The 19,332-nt window shown below is 59.6% G+C and carries 15 protein-coding genes; 11 read left to right on the top strand and 4 right to left on the bottom strand.

Annotation, left to right across the window (positions count from 1 at the left end; translation table 11 throughout):
* Window positions 1–94 precede the first annotated feature (94 nt).
* The 6 genes from tauA to BLL36_RS11660 all read left to right on the top strand — a co-directional run bounded on the left by tauA (window position 95) and on the right by BLL36_RS11660 (window position 5,556).
* Window positions 95–1,072 (top strand): taurine ABC transporter substrate-binding protein, encoded by a 978-nt coding sequence (gene tauA, locus BLL36_RS11685; RefSeq protein WP_076951583.1) that lies wholly within the window; start codon window positions 95–97, stop codon window positions 1,070–1,072.
* Between the two features lie 16 nt (window positions 1,073–1,088).
* Complete coding sequence (gene tauB / locus BLL36_RS11680) at window positions 1,089–1,868, top strand: taurine ABC transporter ATP-binding subunit (protein WP_076951582.1); 780 nt, start codon at window positions 1,089–1,091, stop codon at window positions 1,866–1,868.
* Complete coding sequence (tauC, locus tag BLL36_RS11675; RefSeq protein ID WP_076951581.1) at window positions 1,865–2,701, top strand: taurine ABC transporter permease TauC; 837 nt, start codon at window positions 1,865–1,867, stop codon at window positions 2,699–2,701. The genes tauB and tauC overlap by 4 nt, the downstream gene beginning before the upstream one ends.
* 11 nt (window positions 2,702–2,712) lie before the next feature.
* Window positions 2,713–3,549, top strand: a complete 837-nt coding sequence (tauD, locus tag BLL36_RS11670; RefSeq protein ID WP_076951580.1) for a taurine dioxygenase — start codon at window positions 2,713–2,715, stop codon at window positions 3,547–3,549.
* 134 nt (window positions 3,550–3,683) lie between these two features.
* A complete protein-coding gene (locus BLL36_RS30465; protein ID WP_130925912.1) occupies window positions 3,684–4,349 on the top strand; it encodes a hypothetical protein in 666 nt (221 codons plus the stop codon).
* Window positions 4,261–5,556, top strand: coding sequence for an ImmA/IrrE family metallo-endopeptidase (locus tag BLL36_RS11660; protein ID WP_083735282.1), 1,296 nt, complete (start codon window positions 4,261–4,263; stop codon window positions 5,554–5,556). Before BLL36_RS30465 ends, BLL36_RS11660 begins: the two co-directional genes overlap by 89 nt.
* A gap of 53 nt (window positions 5,557–5,609) precedes the next feature.
* Here BLL36_RS11660 and mgrA read toward each other — a convergent pair whose 3' ends face one another.
* Together mgrA and BLL36_RS11650 are read right to left on the bottom strand one after the other, a co-directional pair.
* Window positions 5,610–6,647 carry an L-glyceraldehyde 3-phosphate reductase gene (gene mgrA, locus BLL36_RS11655; RefSeq protein WP_076951578.1) on the bottom strand — a complete coding sequence of 346 codons (1,038 nt, stop codon included), beginning with the start codon at window positions 6,645–6,647 and terminating at the stop codon, window positions 5,610–5,612.
* 124 nt (window positions 6,648–6,771) lie between these two features.
* Window positions 6,772–7,662, bottom strand: coding sequence for a LysR family transcriptional regulator (locus tag BLL36_RS11650; RefSeq protein ID WP_076951577.1), 891 nt, complete (start codon window positions 7,660–7,662; stop codon window positions 6,772–6,774).
* A 119-nt stretch (window positions 7,663–7,781) separates the two neighbouring features.
* On the opposite strand from BLL36_RS11650, the gene BLL36_RS11645 reads away from it, so the two are divergent.
* From BLL36_RS11645 to BLL36_RS11635, 3 genes are read left to right on the top strand one after another with little or no spacing between them, the layout of a single operon-like run.
* Window positions 7,782–8,513 (top strand): SDR family oxidoreductase, encoded by a 732-nt coding sequence (locus BLL36_RS11645; RefSeq protein WP_076951576.1) that lies wholly within the window; start codon window positions 7,782–7,784, stop codon window positions 8,511–8,513.
* Between the two features lie 32 nt (window positions 8,514–8,545).
* Window positions 8,546–9,067 carry a DUF1097 domain-containing protein gene (locus BLL36_RS11640; RefSeq protein WP_076951575.1) on the top strand — a complete coding sequence of 174 codons (522 nt, stop codon included), beginning with the start codon at window positions 8,546–8,548 and terminating at the stop codon, window positions 9,065–9,067.
* A gap of 54 nt (window positions 9,068–9,121) precedes the next feature.
* Window positions 9,122–9,577: a DoxX family protein gene (locus BLL36_RS11635; protein WP_076951574.1), complete on the top strand. Its 456-nt coding sequence runs from the start codon at window positions 9,122–9,124 to the stop codon at window positions 9,575–9,577.
* 67 nt (window positions 9,578–9,644) lie between these two features.
* Here BLL36_RS11635 and betT read toward each other — a convergent pair whose 3' ends face one another.
* On the bottom strand, window positions 9,645–11,606 hold the full coding sequence (gene betT, locus BLL36_RS11630) for a choline transporter BetT (RefSeq protein WP_165448091.1): 1,962 nt from the start codon (window positions 11,604–11,606) through the stop codon (window positions 9,645–9,647).
* A 370-nt stretch (window positions 11,607–11,976) separates the two neighbouring features.
* Here betT and BLL36_RS11625 point away from each other — a divergent pair, with 370 nt between their 5' ends.
* Window positions 11,977–17,085 carry a dermonecrotic toxin domain-containing protein gene (locus tag BLL36_RS11625; protein WP_076951572.1) on the top strand — a complete coding sequence of 1,703 codons (5,109 nt, stop codon included), beginning with the start codon at window positions 11,977–11,979 and terminating at the stop codon, window positions 17,083–17,085.
* A gap of 5 nt (window positions 17,086–17,090) precedes the next feature.
* On the opposite strand, the gene epsC is transcribed toward BLL36_RS11625, so the two are convergent.
* Window positions 17,091–18,014, bottom strand: a complete 924-nt coding sequence (gene epsC / locus BLL36_RS11620; protein ID WP_076951571.1) for a serine O-acetyltransferase EpsC — start codon at window positions 18,012–18,014, stop codon at window positions 17,091–17,093.
* A gap of 165 nt (window positions 18,015–18,179) precedes the next feature.
* Between epsC and BLL36_RS11615 the strand changes: the two genes are divergently transcribed.
* Complete coding sequence (locus BLL36_RS11615; RefSeq protein ID WP_076951570.1) at window positions 18,180–19,175, top strand: D-cysteine desulfhydrase; 996 nt, start codon at window positions 18,180–18,182, stop codon at window positions 19,173–19,175.
* The last annotated feature ends 157 nt before the right edge of the window (window positions 19,176–19,332 follow it).

Raw genomic sequence — 19,332 nt, 5'->3', positions numbered from 1 at the left:
AAGCTAATTCGAAAAAGTTATTTATTTTCGTATTCTTAGATCATTTAGTCTCCTCACACGCCGACCCTCGGCCGCCTGATTGAGGAGCTTCCCCTTGAAACTGCTGACCCCTCTGCGCCTTTTGGCCGCATTGTCCCTGGCCGGTGCCAGCCTGTTTGCCCAGGCGGCGGATGTGACCATCGCTTACCAGACCACCGTGGACCCGGCCAAAGTCGCCCAAGCCGACGGCGCATATGAAAAAGCCACCAACGCCAAAATCGACTGGCGCAAGTTCGACAATGGCGCCGACATCATCGCCGCCATCGCTTCCGGCGACGTGCAGATCGGCTACCTCGGTTCCAGCCCGCTGACCGCTGCGATCACGCGCAAAGTGCCGGTGGAAACGTTCCTCGTCGCCACCCAGATCGGCGGCGCCGAAGCCCTGGTAGCGCGCGATGGGTCCGGGATCAACGGTCCCCAGGACCTGATCGGTAAAAAGATCGCGGTGCCGTTCGTGTCCACGGGGCATTACAGCCTGCTCGCCGCGCTGAAGCACTGGAACATCGACCCGTCCAAAGTGACCATCCTCAACCTCGCGCCGCCGGCGATCATCGCCGCCTGGAAGCGCGGTGATATCGATGCCACTTACGTGTGGGACCCTGCCCTGGGCGTGGCCAAGGAAAACGGCAAGGTGCTGATCACCTCCGGCGAGCTGGCCAAGTTCGGCGCGCCAACCTTCGATGCGTGGATTGTGCGTAAGGATTTTGCCCAGAAGCACCCGGAAATCGTCACGGCTTTCGCCAAAGTCACCCTGGATGCCTACGCCGCCTACCGCAAAGACCCACAAGCCTGGCTTGCCGACAAAACCAACGTCGACAAGCTGGTGAAACTCTCCGGCGCCAAGGCCAGCGACATCCCCTTGCTGCTGCAAGGCAACGTCTACCCGCTGGCCGCTGACCAGATAACCCTGCTGGGCGCGCCCACCACCAAGGCCGTGACCGACACCGCTGCGTTCCTCAAGGAGCAAGGCAAGGTCGACGCCGTGCTGCCGGACTACGCCCCTTACGTCAGCGCCCAATTCATTACCCACTGATCAGGAGTTCATGGCGATGGCCTTGCTACAGCTGGAGCGCATCAGCGCACAGTACCCAGGCGCCACAGCACCGGTACTGTCGGACATTTCACTGGAGCTGGGCCCTCGGCAATTGCTGGTGGCCCTCGGCCCGTCCGGCAGTGGCAAGACGTCGCTGCTGAACTTGATTGCCGGGTTTGTCGAACCCTCCGGCGGGCGTATCACCCTCGACGGCGTGCCGGTGAGGGGCCCGAGCGCCGAGCGCGGCGTGGTGTTCCAGGACGATGCCCTGCTGCCCTGGCAGGATGTGCTGGCCAACGTCGGCTTCGGCCTGGCGTTGGCCGGCGTGCCCAAGGCGCAACGTGAAGCGCGCGCCCGTGAAATGCTCGCTCTGGTGGACCTGGCCGGTTTCGACAGCCGCCGCGTCTGGCAGCTCTCCGGAGGCCAGAAGCAACGCGTCGGCCTGGCCCGCGCCCTGGCTGCCGACCCTCGCGTATTGCTGATGGATGAACCCTTCGGCGCCCTCGACGCTTTCACTCGCGAGCAGATGCAGGAACTGCTGCTGCAAGTCTGGCGGCGCACGGCCAAACCGGTGTTCCTGATTACCCACGACATTGAAGAAGCCGTGTTCCTCGCCACCGACTTGATCCTGCTGGCACCCAACCCCGGCCAGATCGTCGAGCGCCTGAGCCTGGACTTTGGCCAACGCTACGCCGCCGGTGAATCGGCGCGGGCGATCAAGTCCGACCCGCGCTTTATCGAAACCCGCGAACACGTACTGGGCAAAGTGTTCTCCCAACGTCAGGTGTCCGCATGAGCAGCTACGAACTCCCCGCCACCGCCACCCAGCCGGTGGCGCATGCGGTCATCCCGCTACGTCGCAACCTGAGCACACGCTGGATCAGCCTGTTGACGCTGGTCGTACTGCTGGCGATATGGTGGGTCGTGACCGCTACCGGCCTGATCGAACCCTTGTTCCTGCCGCCGCCCGCGGCCGTGCTGCAAAAGGGCTGGCTGCTGGCAACCACCGGCTACATGGACTCAACCCTGTGGCAGCACTTGGGCGCGAGCCTCAGCCGTATCGGTCTGGGCCTGGGCTTCGCGGTATTGAGCGCCGTGCCGGTGGGCATTGCCATCGGCTCCAACCGTATCGCGCGCGGCATTCTCGACCCGCTGATCGAGTTCTATCGGCCGATCCCACCGCTGGCCTATCTGCCGTTGATCGTGATCTGGTGCGGCATTGGTGAACTGTCCAAGGTGTTGCTGATTTACCTGGCGATCTTCGCCCCCATCGCCATCGCCACCGCGACCGGCGTGCGCACGGTCGACCCGGCCAAAGTGCGCGCGGCGCAGTCTTTGGGCGCCACCCGCGCGCAGCTGATTCGCCATGTGATCCTGCCAAGCGCCTTGCCCGACATCCTTACCGGTGTGCGCATCGGGCTAGGCGTGGGTTGGTCCACCCTGGTCGCCGCTGAATTGATTGCGGCCACCAGTGGCCTGGGTTTCATGGTGCAGTCGGCGGCTCAGTTCCTGGTCACCGATGTGGTGGTGCTGGGGATCCTGGTCATCGCCCTGATCGCCTTCGCCATGGAAATGGGCCTGCGTGCCCTGCAGCGCAAACTGGTGCCATGGCATGGCCAGGCACATTAAGTGAGAACCGCATGAACAGCCTGACCGTTACGCCATTAAGCATTGCCTTGGGCGCCCAGATCAGCGGCGTCGACATCACCCAGCCGCTGGCCCCCGAACAGCGCGACGCCATCGAACAGGCATTGCTCAGGCACTCGGTGCTGTTCTTCCGCGACCAGCCGATCAACCCGCGGCAACAGGCGCGGTTTGCGGCGAACTTCGGCGACCTGCACATTCACCCGATCTACCCCAACGTGCCGGAACAGCCCGAAGTGCTGATCCTCGATACGGCCGTCACCGACGTGCGTGACAACGCCGTGTGGCACACCGACGTGACCTTCCTGCCCACCCCGGCGCTCGGTGCGGTACTCAGTGCCAAGCTGCTGCCGGCGTTTGGTGGCGATACGCTGTGGGCCAGCGGGATTGCGGCGTATGAAGCGTTGTCCGAGCCGTTGAAGCGGTTGCTCGACGGACTGACCGCTACCCATGACTTCACCAAATCCTTCCCGCTTGAGCGCTTCGGCACCAGCACCGAAGACCTGGCGCGCTGGGAAGAGGCGCGCAAGAAGAACCCACCGCTGTCACACCCGGTGGTGCGCACACATCCTGTAAGCGGGCGTAAATCGCTGTTTGTCAGTGACGGCTTCACCACTCGGATCAACGAACTGGAACCGGCGGAAAGCGAGGCGATTCTCAAACTGCTGTTCGCCCACGCGACGCGCCCGGAGTTCACCATTCGTTGGCGCTGGCAGGAAAATGATGTGGCGTTCTGGGACAACCGCGTGACCCAGCATTACGCAGTTGATGACTACCGGCCGCAGCGGCGGGTGATGCATCGGGCGACGATTTTGGGGGATGTGCCCTTCTAGAGAGCCGCTTAGTCATGTACCCATACGCCTAGCCGGACTCGAAATGTAAAAAACCGGCCCACTGGTCATTCACACATTCAAAAAGAAGGAAAAACAGTCTAAAGTCTGCTTTAGGAAAAACCTCGGAAGGCATCATGAACACACAAGAAGAAATTCTCAACTATCTGCGTCGAAGGGTTCCACGCAGCCATTTCGAAGAAATCAAAAATATCGTTCCTGTTGCGTTTCGAAAAGCTTTCGAAGCGGGGAACGATATTGTTCATATCCCCAAAGACCGAAAACGCGCACAAGATCGCTATACCTATATTCAAGATGGACTTGCAGGGCTTCAGCAAGCGTGGTCTTCGCAGGTTGTTTCAACAAATCCGGAAGGTGAGTTTTACACCTTGATGACAACAGCCGATGTGAGGCTGACCGCTGCTGTCAAACCCTGGAAAAAAACACTCCGCCCAGCTAAATATCGTCTAAATAATTCAAAGCTGAACAGCTTTTTAATGTCGCCTCAGCTCCAGCTAGGCGAAGCCAGCCGAATCAACATTTCAGCCGACCATACGCTCAATGCAATCATTATCCCCCTTTCTCCACCTCGGCATATGAATCAAGATGCACCTTTAGACATCATCCTTGCAGTACCTTATTTCAACAGCTGCGTTGACTATCACGTGTGGTGTAGCCTAAATAAATTCCTGATCGGGTACGAAAGCGAACTCGATGAGAGTGTCGACTTGGCATGGCCAGTCATTCGCAAACAAATGCGTCGCGATGAAGGTCTTGAAGACTTTTATGGCGAAGAGTTGTGAGATAAAAATGAGATCCGGAATACTGGGCTTTCAGCCTGAACGTCTAAAACAACTAAGGTCTGCATCTGGGCTCACACAAGAGCACTTGGCAGAACTTATCGGCTGCTCGTCGGGAAATATTTCAAAGTGGGAAAAAGGTAGTGCATTCCCAACAGCACCAAGCTTTCAAAAACTATGTACTTTTTTTGATGTATCTGAACATTGGCTACTGGAAGCGCCTATTAACTCAAGTGGTTCCGCCCCTAGTTTTTTCAGATCACAGGTTTCCACCTCTAAAGTATCCTGGGATGTAGCTAACGCAAGACTGGATTGGCTTGAAGAAATCTCTTATAAACTGCAGGAGAGTCTAGAATTCCCCGCAGTCCGCATTCCAGCCTATTCTGGTGACATAAGACTTCTCAGCGACGAGGAAATTGAGCAACTGGCTGATGAATGCCGCAAAATGTGGGGAATTGGTTATGGCCCCATAACAGATATGTTACAAACGCTGGAAAATGCCGGCGTAGTGACCGCCAAATGTCATCTCGGCTACCTGAAGATGGATGGAGTCTCACGGTGGTCGGGGGTAGATGACAGACCCTATGTTCTTATCGCCGAGGACAAAGCTAGTCCTATTAGAAATCGATTTGACGCGGCCCATGAGCTGGGCCACTTGGTCTTACACCGACATGTGAACCTAGATCAGGCGAAAACCGACTATCACTTGCTGGAAGCACAAGCCCATCGTTTCGCAAGTGCATTTCTCATGCCATCTGAATCTTTTCCCCTCGAAATAAAGTGGCCAACCCTTGATGGATTTCTGGCTTTAAAAAACAGATGGAAAGTCTCAATTGCTGCGATGATCAAACGCTGCCAAGACCTAGAGATTGTTGACAGCAATTCAGCCACACGTCTCTGGAAAGGTCGATCGGCTAGAGGATGGGTAAAAAAAGAACCATTGGACGATACATTCGAGTTTGAGCGACCAAAGATATTATCTCGAAGCTTGCGTATGCTGGTAGAAAATTCAATACTCTCCAAAAGCTCTTTGCAAGGGATTCTTGGTATACCGAGAGAAAAACTTGAAGAGTTATGTGGGGTTGAGAAAGGCTATTTTTTTAACGGGAGTAACGCTCAAGTTGTCGATATCAGACTTCGCACTAACGTCCCACGTACGTCACGAATTCATTCAACGAACTCTAAAATTTTAGATTTCCCCAGAAAGTAATTACTGATGCCTGCCAAGCCAATCCCACCTACCAGACGGGATTGGCCATTATGCTATTCGGCGGTGGAGGGCTTTTCCCACAGGTTAATCCCGCCTTCCTGCGCAAACCGATCGATCTCCGCCAGTTCTTCCATGCTGAAGCTCAAGTTCTTCAACGCGCCGACGTTCTCGATAATCTGCTCCGGCCGGCTCGCGCCGATCAGCGCGCTGGTCACCCGGGGATCACGCAGCGTCCACGCCAGGGCGAGTTGCGCGAGGCTCTGGCCACGGCGCTGGGCGATTTCATTCAGGGCACGCACGTGGGCGATGTTGGCCTCGGACAGGTGCTTGGCCTGCAACGAACCACCACCTGGGCGATTCACGCGCGCATCAGCCGGCACGCCATTGAGGTATTTGTCGGTCAGCAGCCCTTGGGCCAGCGGTGTGAAAGCAATCACCCCGGCGCCGAGTTCTTCAGTGGTGTCGAGCAGGTCTTTTTCCACCCAGCGGTTGAGCAGGTTGTAGGCCGGCTGGTGGATCAGCAACGGCACTTTCCACTCTTTGAGCAGCGCCGCCATTTCACGGGTTTTCACGCCGGAGTAGGACGAGATGCCGATGTACAAGGCCTTGCCCTGTTGCACGGCGGTGGCCAGGGCGCTGGCGGTTTCTTCCAGTGGGGTGTCGGCGTCAAAACGGTGGGAGTAGAAGATATCCACATAGTCGACGCCCAGGCGTTGCAGGCTCTGGTCGAGGCTCGCCAGTACATATTTGCGCGAGCCGCCGCCCTGGCCGTACGGACCGGGCCACATGTCCCAACCGGCCTTGCTGGAGATGATCAGTTCGTCGCGGTACTGCTTGAAGTCTTCGCGCAGCAAACGGCCAAAGTTGATTTCGGCGCTGCCGTAGGGCGGGCCGTAGTTGTTGGCCAGGTCGAAGTGGTTGATCCCAAGGTCAAACGCGGTGCGCAACAGCGCGCGCTGGGTGTCGATCGGGGTGCTGTCGCCAAAGTTGTGCCACAGGCCCAGGGACAGTGCCGGCAGCACCAGCCCACTGCGGCCTACGCGGCGATACGGGATAGATTCATAGCGGTTTTCGGCAGCAATGTAAGTCATCGAATCCTCTCTTGGACGTAGGCAAATAAGCGCAGGAATAAGGTTATTCCGCGGCCTTTTAACCAGCTGAATCGCTTAAGTCTGCCTGTCTGTTTTACAGCAATTTACTGCCACATTAATTGGCTTAACGAGCATTTTCGAATATTTCAGCAAGCCAGTCGACGAACACCCGCACCCTCGGTGACGTATGCCGGTTGTGCGGGTAAAGCACCGACACAGGCATCGGCGGCGGCGGGGTGTCGGTGAGAATTTCACGCATCACGCCCCGCTCGATCAGCTCAGCCATGCGGTAGTGCGGGCACTGGATAATCCCCAACCCGGCTACCGCGCTGGCGGAATAAATCTCGGCGCCAAACACCGATAACGCTCCCTCGATGCTCACTTCCTGCAACTGGCCGTCGACCATGAATTCGAACGGAAACAGCTTGGCCGTGGTGCGCGAAACGTAGTTCACCGCACGGTGCCCGCCCAACTCGGCCAGGCCCTTCGGCTCACCGTATTTACGCAGGTACGCAGGACTCGCACAGGTGACTTGGCGCAGGGTCGCCACGCGCCGACCGATCAACGCCGAGTCCGTCAGGGTGCCAGCACGCAACACGCAATCGACGCCCTCGGTGATCAGGTCGACAAAGCGATCGGCTTCGCTGATGGACAGCTCGATCTGCGGGTAACGCTCCATGAACTGCGGCAGCGCCGGGATCACAAAGTACTTGGCCAGCGTTCCGTGCAGGTCCACGCGTAGACGGCCTTGAGGCGCTACGGACCGAAAGGCCAGTTCCGCCTCTTCCAGTTCAGCCAGCAATTGCACGCAGCGTTGGTAATAGGCTTCGCCATCCAGCGTTGGGCGCACCCGGCGGGTGCTGCGTTCAAGCAGGCGCGTGCCTAGCCAGGCTTCGAATTGGTTGAGGGTGTGGGTCAGGGTCGCGCGCGGCAAATTCAAGTCATCGGCTGCAAGTGTGAAGCTTGAGCGCTCGTAGATACGCACAAACACCTTCATCGCTTTGACTTGGTCCACACGTCACTCCCTGATGCTGATTGTTGGCGATTATTGAACAGTCAAGGCAACTCTCAGGCATTTATCAGCCAGCGTAAACATGTGAATGTGCTTTCGCACCCTCTTCCAGGAATCCGAACATGACAACTCAGGTCGCGATTATTACCGGCGCCTCCCGTGGTATCGGCGCCGTGGTCGCCAAACAATTGGCCGCCGACGGTTACGCCGTGGCCATTAATTACGCCAGCAGCGCCACCGAAGCCTCCAGGCTGGTGGTCGAGTTGCGTCAAGCGGGCCACCAGGCCATAGCGATTCAAGGCGACGTGTCCAAGGCTGACGATATCAAGCGCCTGTTTGACCAAACCGAAACGCAATTGGGCAAGGTCGACGTGTTGATCAACAACGCCGGCATCCTCAAGGTGCTGCCTCTGGCCCAGCACAGCGATGAACTCTACAACCAGAACTTCGACATCCATACCCGTGGCACTTTCAACGCCCTGCGCGAAGCCGCCACCCGCCTGAATGACGGCGGGCGCATCGTCAACTTTTCCAGCAGTACGGTCGGCCTTAACTTCCAAGGCTACGCGGTGTATATCGCCAGCAAGGCCGCCGTGGAATCTCTGACCCAAGTGTTCGCCAAGGAAATGCGCGGCCGCCGCATCACCGTCAACGCCGTAGCGCCAGGGCCAGTCGCCACTGAGCTGTTCCTGCACGGCAAGAGCGAAGAGCAGGTGCAGGGCTTGGCCAAGATGGCGCCGCTGGAACGCCTTGGCCAGCCGGAAGACATCGCCCGTGTGGTGTCGTTTTTGGTGAGCCCGGCCGGTAGCTGGGTGAATGGGCAAATACTGCGGGCCAATGGCGGCCTCGTTTAATTCATACCTGATCATCCGAAGGAGTTGCGTTCATGAACCCACAATCCCGCGCTGCCCACCCTCGCAGCCAATCCATGTGGATGTTTACCCTGGTCACCGCCATCGCTGCCGTTACGGCGGCCATGGCAGCAGGCACCAGCGGTCTGTTGATGTTGCCGGTGTGGGCGATGTTCGTCGGCTGGGTTGCGTTCTTCAGCCGTGGCCTGACCCTGCGCGACGGCCTGATCAACCTCGGCTGTGTGCTGTTGGGTATTGTCTTCGGCATGGTGGCCGCCCAGAGCATTGCCGCCTTGAGCCCCGCCCTTGGTGTATGGGCGCTGCCGACCACGGTATTCATTGTGGCAATGGTCGTGGTTTCGCTACGCGCCGTGCCGGTGATGAACAACCTCGTCAGCTATTTCCTCGGCCTGATCACCTACTTCGCCGCTCACCTTGAGCCATCGCTGGAAAGCTTTGCGCAACTAGGCGGCGCCAGCAGCCTCGGCGCTTTTGCGGGCTGGTTCTCACACGCCGTCCAGCAACGCTTCACACGCAACGCCCAAACCCACCCTTGAGGCAGGGCTGCGAATTGCTCAATCCCATCACTCTTTGAAACACAGAGGCTCAACATGACGTTGCTCATCCCAGCCCTCGCCCCACTTTACCGCTTCGCCGAGCCCTTGGCCTACGCACTGCTGCGCGCAGGCTTCGGTGTCATCATGCTGACCCATGGCCTGCCCAAGTTACTGGGCGATGCCCACGGTTCGATGGCAGATCCGATGGCTGCGTCGATCTACCTGATCGAAAACCGACTGCACCTGCCGCAGCCAGACCTGATCGGCCTGCTGGTGGCCTTGCTCGAAGCGGTCGGTGGGTTGCTGCTGATCCTGGGCCTGGGCACGCGGCTGGTCGCGGCAATGATGACGGTGCAGATGCTGACCATCGCCTATTTGCTGGGCCCTACCTGGCCGTGGATCGACCGGGGTATCGAGTATCCGGTGCTCATGGCACTGCTATCGTTGTACCTGGCGTTTCACGGCGCGGGCCGCTATTCCTTGGACAACGCTCTGAGCAAGGAACTCTGAGCATGCACACCACACCAGTGACCGCTGCCAGGCAGCCTCTGGTGTCCCACCCGATGGTCCCCGGCACTCAGCGAACCAAATGCAGGAACTGCAAATGCCGCTCGTACTGGTCGAGGATGTCGTTGATGATCTGCTCCTTGGTGTAGCCCACCAGGTCGTAGTCCTGGCTGCCTTCGCTCAGGTGCACTTCCGCTCGATAGTAGCGACGGTTGTTGATTTCCTTGGAGCCCATGCCGCCCCGTGCGAACGACGGCGTGAAGTAACCGCGCATTTGCACCTGGTAGATGAAGGGATGCTCTTCGCCGTGGCCGATTTCCAGGCTGACGCTGTCGTTGGACGGGTCGGGCTGGGTGACCACGCTCAGGCCCTTCTCGACGAACACCGCCGTCACTTCTTCGATCGCCGGGCGCACCGTCGACTCAAGGAAGCGATACACCTCATCGCGCGACGGAAAATGCACCGCCTGGCTCAAGCGCTGACGCCAACCGCCGCGCCCCTTGCGTGATGCCGAGATCGGCGCCAGCGAGTGCAGTTGGGCGATCTGCTTCTGCGACTCGAGGTAGAAGGCCTTGTGCAGCCCCCACATCATCAGCAGCAAAATCATCGAGAACGGCAACGACGTCAGCACCACCGCCGATTTGAGCGAATCGATACTGCCGGCGAACAGCAAGGCACTGGTGACCAGCGCCGTCATCGCGCCCCAGAACACCCGCAGCCATTTCGGCCCGTCTTCGTCGGCGTTGCCGCCCTTGGACGACAGCGTCGACAGCACCACCGTGCCCGAGTCAGCCGAGGTGACGAAGAACACAAAGCTGATAAATACCGTGACCGCGATCACGGTTTTGCTCCACGGGTAGGTTTCCAGCAGCAGGTAGAGGCTCATCGACGGATCATCGATCGCCGACTGACCGAGCGCGGTCATGCCGTGGTTGAGCACCTGGTCGATGGCGCTGTTGCCGAAGATCGACATCCACGCCAGGGTGAAACCCAACGGGATCAGCAGCACGCCGAACACGAATTCGCGGATGGTACGGCCACGGGAAATACGCGCGATGAACAGGCCCACGAACGGCGACCATGCAATCCACCAGGCCCAGTAGAACACTGTCCAACCGCCCAGCCAGTCGCTGGGCTTGTCGTAGGCGTACACGTCGAAACTCTTGGTCGGCAAGGCGCCCAGGTAGTCGCCGATGTTCTGGATCAAGGTGTTGAGCAAGTGCTGGGTGGGCCCGGCGAACAAGACGAAGAGCAGCAGCGCACAGGCCAGCAGCATGTTGATGTCGGACATCACCCGCACGCCTTTGTCGACGCCGGCCACGGCGACCAGGATCGCCGCGCCCATCATCAGGGTGATCAAGCCGACCTGGATCCACTGGGTATGGGCAATGCCAAACAGGTAGTCGAGACCGGCGTTGAGGTGCAGTACGCCAAAGCCCATGTCGGCGCCGAGGCCGAACACCGTGGCAATAATGCCGAAGCCATCCACCGCGTAACCGATGGGGCCATTGATGCGCTTGCCGATCAGCGGGTATAGCGCCGAACGCAGCGCCAGCGGCAGGTTGTGCCGGTAGGCGAAGTACGCCAGGGCCATGCCCACGAACGCAAACACCCCCCAGCCGTGCAAGCCCCAGTGCAGAAACAGGATCTGCATGGCCTGGCGCGCGGCATCGGCGTTCATCGGCGCGCCCTGGGGCGGTTGCACCAGATGCGTCAGCGGCTCGGACACACAGAAGAAGAACAGCGTAATGCTGATGCCCGCGGCGAACAGCATGCCGGCCCAGGACAGGTAGCTGAATTCGGGCTCGTCGTGGTCGGCACCGAGTTTTATCTTGCCGTAGCCCGATAGCGCGGTGACCACCACGAAGACCAGATACAGCGTCATCGCCAGCATGTAGTACCAGCCGACCGTATTGGCCGCCCAGTTTTGCGCGGCCAGCAGCCAGGCGCCCGCCTGTTGCGGGATAGCGATGACCGTGATGCCGAAGAGCAGGATGAAGGTGGCGGCAAAGTAGAACACCGGCGCATTCATGCGCACCAGGCCGCTGGATGGGGTGGACGATGCACTCATGGACGATGCACCCCGGGAGTATGGGATGTGGCTGTAAATAACGGACTCAGCAAAGGTAAGCCTCCTGTTGTGAGCGGGCAGCGAACCACCGGGTTTAACTTGAACGAGCATTCAATTTAAACATGGACAGGCGCTTGGGGACTAATCGCAGGGCTGAGTGGTAGACAATTCCTACACTAGCTCAAGGATTGGTATGACGGATGAGGATGACAAAACGTTCAGTGCCCACACTACGTACAGATCAAACCGAGCCAAGCAATATGCGCCGCCTCCGAGCGCGCCAACCCCAACACACTCGAATGATCCTGATACCTTCGAAGGTCATTCCTCTATGCCCGCAACCCCGATCACCGAACCCAAACCGTTTCATTTTGACCTCATAAAACAGCAACTGCCTGGCTGGCTGCTCGATACCTCCCCGCAACGCTGGACTGCATTGATGCAACACCAACCCGATATCGCCGCAATCCATCGCAACGCACCGGCTGCGGCACAGCGTCTGCCTTTCAAGAAGGCGCTGGGCAGCCATTGGTCAGCGCAAAATGCCGTGGATAAAAAGCTCGCGCAACTGAGCGATATCAAAGCGTTCGCTGAACCGCTGCTCAAACAAGCCCTGAGCGATTACGGCCCGATTGACGTGCTGCACACGTCGATCCGTCTGTATGCGCCGGCCAAACTGCCTTGGTGGGCAATCAATCAACTGCCCGGCGTCACCACCCGGACGACAACGCTGCTGGAGGCGGCGCTGCATAACTTCTCGGCCTCGGAAACCTTTGTCGATTTCGCGTTCCTGTCGCAGGAAGACGCTCAGGGGCGGCGCGATTCAATCAGCTTTACCCACCGGTCGACCGGGCAGCCGTTGACTGCCAACGCCTTTAAAGCGATCTGTCGGGAGCTGGATATTGGCGCCAGATACCTGCGCCACATCACAACGCAACTCGGGTTTGATAACGATGCGCTCGCCCGCCAATTGCGCGCCAGCATCATCGATAACCTCAAGGCCGGCCTCAACAGCGCAGCGCATATGGCGCTTGCCAGAAAAGACATTTCGCAAGACGCGTACACACTCATCCAGAACCTGCTCCAAAGAGACGGCCCCCTGAGCCTGGGCGGGCAACAGGTTGATCTGTACACCTTGGACCTGCTGGATACACGCTTGACGGGCATCCTGGTGGTCGCGCCGACACGCACAGATGCAGGTATCGGCAGGATAGTGGTGCACGTTCCCGATGATCCCGCTCACCCGCTCAAGGAATACGCTTCATCTCGGGATTTCGTCAAAGAGCTGACCGGCCAGCTACGTGATCGCACCTCCACGGCTGGTTCTTCCAGCATCAGTTATCAACAGTTCTTCAGCCAGTTCGTGGCCCACGAACAACGCGGCCGCTTTTTCCACGAACTCAATAATCTGCTGTCGACCGTTCGCTGGCATGCGCGGGAGCGCGGTGACAGCCGCCCGAACTGGCGGCCGGATCCGGTGGAGGCGCCAAACCTGCGGTTTCGCACCCTGCCCCTGCGCGATGACACACAAAACCGTGTCAGCGACCCGCTGCACAATGATCTCTGGCACTACCTCTACCAGGCCAAGCTGAACAAAATAGTCAACGACGCCAGGGAAATCGCCATTTCAACGGCCTACGCCGACCGCATGGCCCGCTGGGCATGGTGGGACAACCTGGAAAAAATGCTCTCGGACCTCTTCAACGCCGCGCTTTTGGTGATCACCCCATTCGTGCCGTTCCTGGGCGAATTGATGCTGGCCTATACCGCCTACCAGATGCTCGACGACGTGTTCGAAGGGATCGTCGACTGGGCCGAGGGGCGCCAGCGCGAGGGCTGGGAACACCTGCTGTCGGTCGCGCAAAACGTGATGCAACTGGCGTTGTTTCATGCGGGTGCCAGGATCGGCGAAGTCGCCAAGGTGAAAGTGTCGGCCTTTGTCGAGCGGCTGCGCCCCGTGCAAATGCCCTCCGGCGAAACACGCTTATGGAACCCTGACCTGACGCCTTACCAGCATCGCAATATGCACCTGCCGGGCGATCTGGTACCTGGCGAAAATGGCTTGTATCACCATCAGGGCAAACAAATCGTCCATGTGGAAAACCATCGTTATGAAGTCCTGCAGGACCCCATCACTGAAACTTACCACCTCACTAACCCCAGGCGCGCCAGCGCTTACCGGCCACCCGTAGCGCTTAACGGCAGCGGCGCCTGTGTGTTCGAGGGTGAACAGCCGCGGGCCTGGAGCAACACGCGCCTGCTCAGGCGCCTGGGGCCGCAGACCCACGGCCTGAGCGCCGGCGAACTGGAGCAGATTCGCCTTATCAGCGGCGTCGACTTCGGCGCGCTACGCCATATGTACGTCCACAATGAGCCCACCCCGCCGTTGCTGGCCGACACCCTCAAGCGCTTTAACAACGAGCGGCAGGTCAGCCTGAGCGTGGACAACATCCGCCAGGGACGGGCGCTGGACCCGTCCGCCGACTGGTTCGAACAAATGGTCACCGAGCTTGAAGGCTGGCCTCGGGACAAAGCCCTGCTGGTTTACCCGCACGCGGATATGTCAGGCGTACCGCGTCGCTATGGCGATGCGACAGCGCAAGGTGAAAATGTCTTGTCCGTCAGTATCACCGAGGTGATGTCGGGCAAGTTGGCGGAAAAAGTGGTTGCGCTCCTGGATGAACAACAACTCGCTGCCGTGCTTGGCGAGGTAATCCCCGAGGAGGAACGGGCACAGGCCCTGCGCGAGCAACTGGCTGCCTATGTCGACACCATGAGCGAAACGCTCGCCCAGGAGCTCTATGCCCGCCAGGAAACCAGCAGCGACCCGCATATCCAATTGCTTCGCAGCCAATACCCCGAGTTGCCGCTGAGCGTTACCCAACGGCTGGTCAGCCATGCCCGTCGCCGCCACCTGCGTGTGATGGAGGAACAGAACCGGGTGCCGCTGGACATTAAAAACCAGGCGCGCGAACTGGATTTCGAAACCTGCAGTTCACGGATGTTCGAGCAGATCCTGCAAGCCGATGCACCGACGGCGCAAACCGAAAACCTGGTGCTCAATACCCTCAGGATTCACTCCGATGGGCTGGCGAACCTGCGCATTCAAATCCGTGAAAGAACAACCACCGGCGAGCTGCGAAGCCAGGTCGGCGCAGAGGACGCAGGACACGTTCGCATCCTGGTGCGCAATCGAAAAGGCCAGTACCGGGTGTTCGATGCACAAGACAAATTGATCCACGGTGCCACTGATTTTTACAGCGCGGTGTTCCAGGCTATGCCCGCCGACACGCGCTTCGTCGACGGTGACCACCTGCGGTCATGGCTGGTCAAGACCACCACCTCCCCCGTCGAGCGGCGTTTAACGCTGACGCAGCCGCCGATCCGCGCACGGGCGGAGCGCGAAACGCTCAAATTGCTCGGGGGCGGCAACTCCAGCACGATGCGCGGCGTAGAGGTACAGGCCAGGCCAGTGACCGTGCAAGGACGTATCAAGCAGTGGCTGCCGGAGATGTCCGAACAAGGGGTAAAACAGCTTGCCCAACTCGCAGAAAGCGCTGAAGGCGTCGCTAAACTGGAGCAAATGGAGCACGAGGGGAAAGCCCTTGAGGCTGCGTTGGACGCTTACATCCAGTCCCCCACCCAAGGGCCGGCGGGCAGCCGACTGGAAGCCGTCACCCGACGCTCAAGAGCCCGGTTTGCCTCGCAGTTAAAAGACGCCTGGCGCGAGGGCTACACGCAATTGCATGACCCGAACTTCCCACGAGACAAACTGGTTTCACTGGACCTCAGCGAAACCCCCTGGCCCGATAATGTCCCGTTGTTGCCGGACGATTTCAGGCTGGTCAAACGCCTCATACTCAACGACTGTCATTTTTCTACGAACCACGCCGAATTCTTGCGGCATTTTCCCGATCTGCTCGTGCTGGACCTGTCAGACAACAGCCTGGACCGGCTGCCCGCGGCCATTGCGCGGATGCGCTCGCTGACCACCCTCGACCTGAGCAAAAACCAGCTTACCCTCGACCCCGGTAGCGTCGCGCAGTTGCGCGATCTCACATCTCTACGAGGTTTGTACCTTTCCAATAACCCGCTGGGCCAAGTGCCGGATATCAGCAGAATGCCCGACTTGATGGAGCTTGATCTCAGACGCACAGGCGTCAGCGAATGGCCGACCGGCTTGTTCGCGCAGGAGCGAGACGCGCTGTTTCTGCTGCGGCTTCAGGGCAACCCTATTACCACGATTCCGGACGTCGCCACCGCTGGCGACGAGTCTTTTATCATCGCCACAACTCGGCTGGACTATTCGACCCTGAGCGCTGAAGCCAAAACGCTCTGGGAGGAGCATAGACGCTCTGTCGGGTATGACCCTCATCGCACCTACGAACCTCAAGGTGACGTCGACTTCTGGGTGGACGAGCTGGACGATTACAACAAGCTCAAATTCGAATCTATCTGGAACGACCTGGAAGAGGAGCGCGGCTCACAAGGCTTTTTCGAAGTCATCAAGAAGCTGGAATCTCCCGAGTTTTTTGAAGACCCGGAAGATGAGCTGCGCTACGCACATAACACGCCCACTTTGACCGCCCATGTGCGGTACATGCTGTCGAGCATGCACGACGACCCTGAGCTGCGCGAGACGCTGTTCCGAATGTCCAGCTATCCAGGATTATGCGCGGATGCAGGCAGCCAGATTTTCACCGAAATGGGGATCAAGGTGGCAGCCCGTGGGGTTGAGCTCTACAGCAAAACCCCCGCCGAACGCGAAGAAGGGCTCGTCAGGCTGGCCAGGGGCAGCGCCAGGCTCAAGCTGTTGAACCACGTCATTCGCGCGGACATCGCCGACCGCCTCAAACCTCTCCACCAAGGCGGGCAAGGTTTGCGACTGACCAGTGAGGTGGTCGATGGCGAACCCGGCACTGTCGACGAAGTCGGCGTCTACCTGGCCTACCAGACGCGCCTGTCCCGACAGCTCGAATTACCCTGGATCAGCGACAACATGGTGTACCGCCACACCGCCAATGTGCCGCAATCCAGCATCACTCACGCGCTCACGGCCGTGCAGACCCTGAGTGAAGGCGACGGGCTGGTCGACCGGATGCTGAAGGAACCCTACTGGGAGGCCTTCCTCAAGGAGCACTACGCGCAGGATTACGCGGCGAATGAAGAAAACATCGGGCAACAGCTGACGCTTTTCGGCGATCTGGACAGCGAGCAAAAAGCGTTTGCCCAAGCCCAGGATCTCAATGAAGAGCAAAAAGCCGAAAAGCGCCAAGCGTTGAGCAGCATCGTGGAGCAGCTGCAAATAGAAGACCGGGTCGTCCCCGACCAAGTCATGTCCAACACGCTGTACGAGCAGGTCTACAACGACCTGGCGGCCCGGCGCAACGAATGGTTGCGCGAACAAACCCGCCTTTCACTGGGCAGGCTTGATGACTGAAACGCTCACCGCGCCCCATCCTCAAGCTGCACGTTCGCCTGGGTGATATTCGCCCCCGCCGGCACGCTGCGGGTCAGCCAGACGTTACCGCCGATGGTTGAACCTTTGCCGATGGTGATGCGCCCCAGAATCGTGGCGCCGGCATAGATCACCACATCATCCTCGACAATTGGATGGCGTGGATGGCCCTTTTGCAGTTGCCCGTCTTCATCCGCCGGGAACCGCTTGGCGCCCAGGGTCACCGCCTGGTAGATGCGCACGCGCTCGCCGATGATCGCGGTTTCGCCGATCACCACGCCGGTCCCGTGGTCGATGAAAAAGCTCGGGCCGATCTGCGCGCCGGGGTGGATGTCGATGCCGGTGGCGGAGTGAGCGATTTCGGCGCTGATCCGCGCCAGCAGCGGCAAGCCCGCGCGATACAGGTGATGGGCCAGGCGGTGGTGAATCACCGCCAGGATGCCCGGGTAGCAAAGCAGCACTTCGTCCACGCTGCGCGCCGCCGGGTCGCCGTGATAGGCGGCGAGTACGTCGGTGTCCAACACAGTGCGCAGGGACGGCAGGGCCAGGGCGAAATCCTGGATCAGCCGGATGGCCAGCGCGTCGACTTCGCTGTCATCCTTGGCGCCCTGGCGCGCGGCGTAACGCAGCTCCAGGCGGGCCTGGGCCAGCAAGGCATTCAAGGCGACGTCGAGGGTGTGGCCCACGTAGAAATCTTCACTTTCCTCACGCAAGTCAACCGGCCCCAGGCGCATGGGGAACAGCGCACCGCACAGCGCTTCGAGAATCTGCGCCACGGCCTCGCGGGACGGCAACTCGCGGCCGCCATGCTCGCCACTCAAGCGGCCATTGCGTGTTCGCCACTGGTCCCGGGCGCCGCGCAGCTGGCTGACGATGGTCTGCAATTGCCAATGGCTGGAACGTTCACTCACGGTATTCACTCCTGACGAAATGCCCATCACTTTACGGCATGCACCCCGGCCGCCCTTAAGAACCAATGGTGTGACCGCAAGAACTCGCTGGAATAAGCGATTGACGGTTGCCCGATGAAAAGTGCCTGCCTATAGTCGCCCTGTATTCCTCAACCGTGCGCAGCCATGATCAAACAACAGCTCGAACGTTTTAACCGCCTGGATCTGCTGGGCGGCGCCACTGCCCTGGAAAAACTCGAGCGGCTGTCGGCCTGGTTGGGCAGGGACGTCTACGTCAAGCGCGACGACACCACGCCGCTGGCGATGGGCGGCAACAAGCTGCGCAAACTCGAATACCTCGCCGCCGACGCCATCGCCCAGGGCGCGGACACCCTGGTGACCGCCGGCGCCCTGCAGTCCAATCACGTGCGCCAGACCGCCGCACTGGCCGCCAAGCTCGGCCTGGGCTGCGTCGCCCTGCTGGAAAACCCCACCGGCACCGAAGACCCCAACTACCTGGGCAACGGCAACCGCCTGCTGCTGGACCTGTTTGACGCCAAGGTGGAATTGGTCGAGAACCTCGACAACGCCGACGACCAACTCAAGGCCCTTGCCGATCGCCTGCGCAGCAACGGCAAGAAGCCCTACCTTGTGCCTATCGGCGGCTCCAACGCCCTTGGCGCCCTGGGCTACGTACGCGCCGGGCTGGAACTGGCGGGACAGATCGAAGACAGCGGCCTCAAGTTTGCCGCCGTGGTGCTGGCGTCCGGCAGCGCGGGGACTCACAGTGGCCTCGCCCTGGCCTTGAGCGAAGCGCTGCCGGACCTGCCCGTGATCGGCGTGACCGTCTCCCGCACCGACGAAGCCCAGCGCCCGAAAGTACAGGGCCTGGCCGAGCGCACCGCCGAGTTGCTGGGTGTGCGGGTTCCCGAAGCTTTCAAGGTGATCCTGTGGGACGAATATTTCGGCCCGAGGTACGGCGAACCGAACGCCGGCACCCTTTCGGCGGTCAAGTTATTGGCGAGCCAGGAAGGCCTGCTGCTGGACCCGGTCTACACGGGCAAGGCCATGGCCGGCTTGCTGGACGGTATCGGGCGTAACCGGTTTGAAGACGGGCCGATCATTTTCCTGCATACCGGTGGTGCCCCGGCGTTGTTTGCTTATGACTCCATGTTCAGCTAACTGAACACGGATTAAAAAATGTGGGAGCTGGCTTGCCTGCGATAGCGGTCTGAAGTTAAGCAGATGTTGACTGATCGGCCGCTATCGCAGGCAAGCCAGCTCCCACATAAAAATGAATACATATTCAAAAATAGAATATAAATTTGGATTTATATTA

Origin of the sequence: Pseudomonas cedrina subsp. cedrina, from assembly GCF_001983175.1 — a bacterium.
In the GTDB taxonomy this organism is placed as follows: domain Bacteria; phylum Pseudomonadota; class Gammaproteobacteria; order Pseudomonadales; family Pseudomonadaceae; genus Aquipseudomonas; species Aquipseudomonas cedrina.
This window is presented reverse-complemented; position numbering and strand designations above follow the sequence as displayed.

What these genes read in the sequence shown, in the direction of transcription:
- betT (WP_165448091.1), bottom strand. Translation starts at nt 11,606, where the DNA reads ATGAATGCGCCGGTGTTCTACTTTGCCGCCACCTTCATCCTGCTCTTC.
- BLL36_RS30465 (WP_130925912.1), top strand. Translation starts at nt 3,684, where the DNA reads ATGAACACACAAGAAGAAATTCTCAACTATCTGCGTCGAAGGGTTCCA.
- BLL36_RS11625 (WP_076951572.1), top strand. Translation starts at nt 11,977, where the DNA reads ATGCCCGCAACCCCGATCACCGAACCCAAACCGTTTCATTTTGACCTC.
- BLL36_RS11645 (WP_076951576.1), top strand. Translation starts at nt 7,782, where the DNA reads ATGACAACTCAGGTCGCGATTATTACCGGCGCCTCCCGTGGTATCGGC.
- tauC (WP_076951581.1), top strand. Translation starts at nt 1,865, where the DNA reads ATGAGCAGCTACGAACTCCCCGCCACCGCCACCCAGCCGGTGGCGCAT.
- BLL36_RS11615 (WP_076951570.1), top strand. Translation starts at nt 18,180, where the DNA reads ATGATCAAACAACAGCTCGAACGTTTTAACCGCCTGGATCTGCTGGGC.
- BLL36_RS11640 (WP_076951575.1), top strand. Translation starts at nt 8,546, where the DNA reads ATGAACCCACAATCCCGCGCTGCCCACCCTCGCAGCCAATCCATGTGG.
- BLL36_RS11635 (WP_076951574.1), top strand. Translation starts at nt 9,122, where the DNA reads ATGACGTTGCTCATCCCAGCCCTCGCCCCACTTTACCGCTTCGCCGAG.
- mgrA (WP_076951578.1), bottom strand. Translation starts at nt 6,647, where the DNA reads ATGACTTACATTGCTGCCGAAAACCGCTATGAATCTATCCCGTATCGC.
- tauB (WP_076951582.1), top strand. Translation starts at nt 1,089, where the DNA reads ATGGCCTTGCTACAGCTGGAGCGCATCAGCGCACAGTACCCAGGCGCC.
- BLL36_RS11660 (WP_083735282.1), top strand. Translation starts at nt 4,261, where the DNA reads ATGAGAGTGTCGACTTGGCATGGCCAGTCATTCGCAAACAAATGCGTC.
- tauD (WP_076951580.1), top strand. Translation starts at nt 2,713, where the DNA reads ATGAACAGCCTGACCGTTACGCCATTAAGCATTGCCTTGGGCGCCCAG.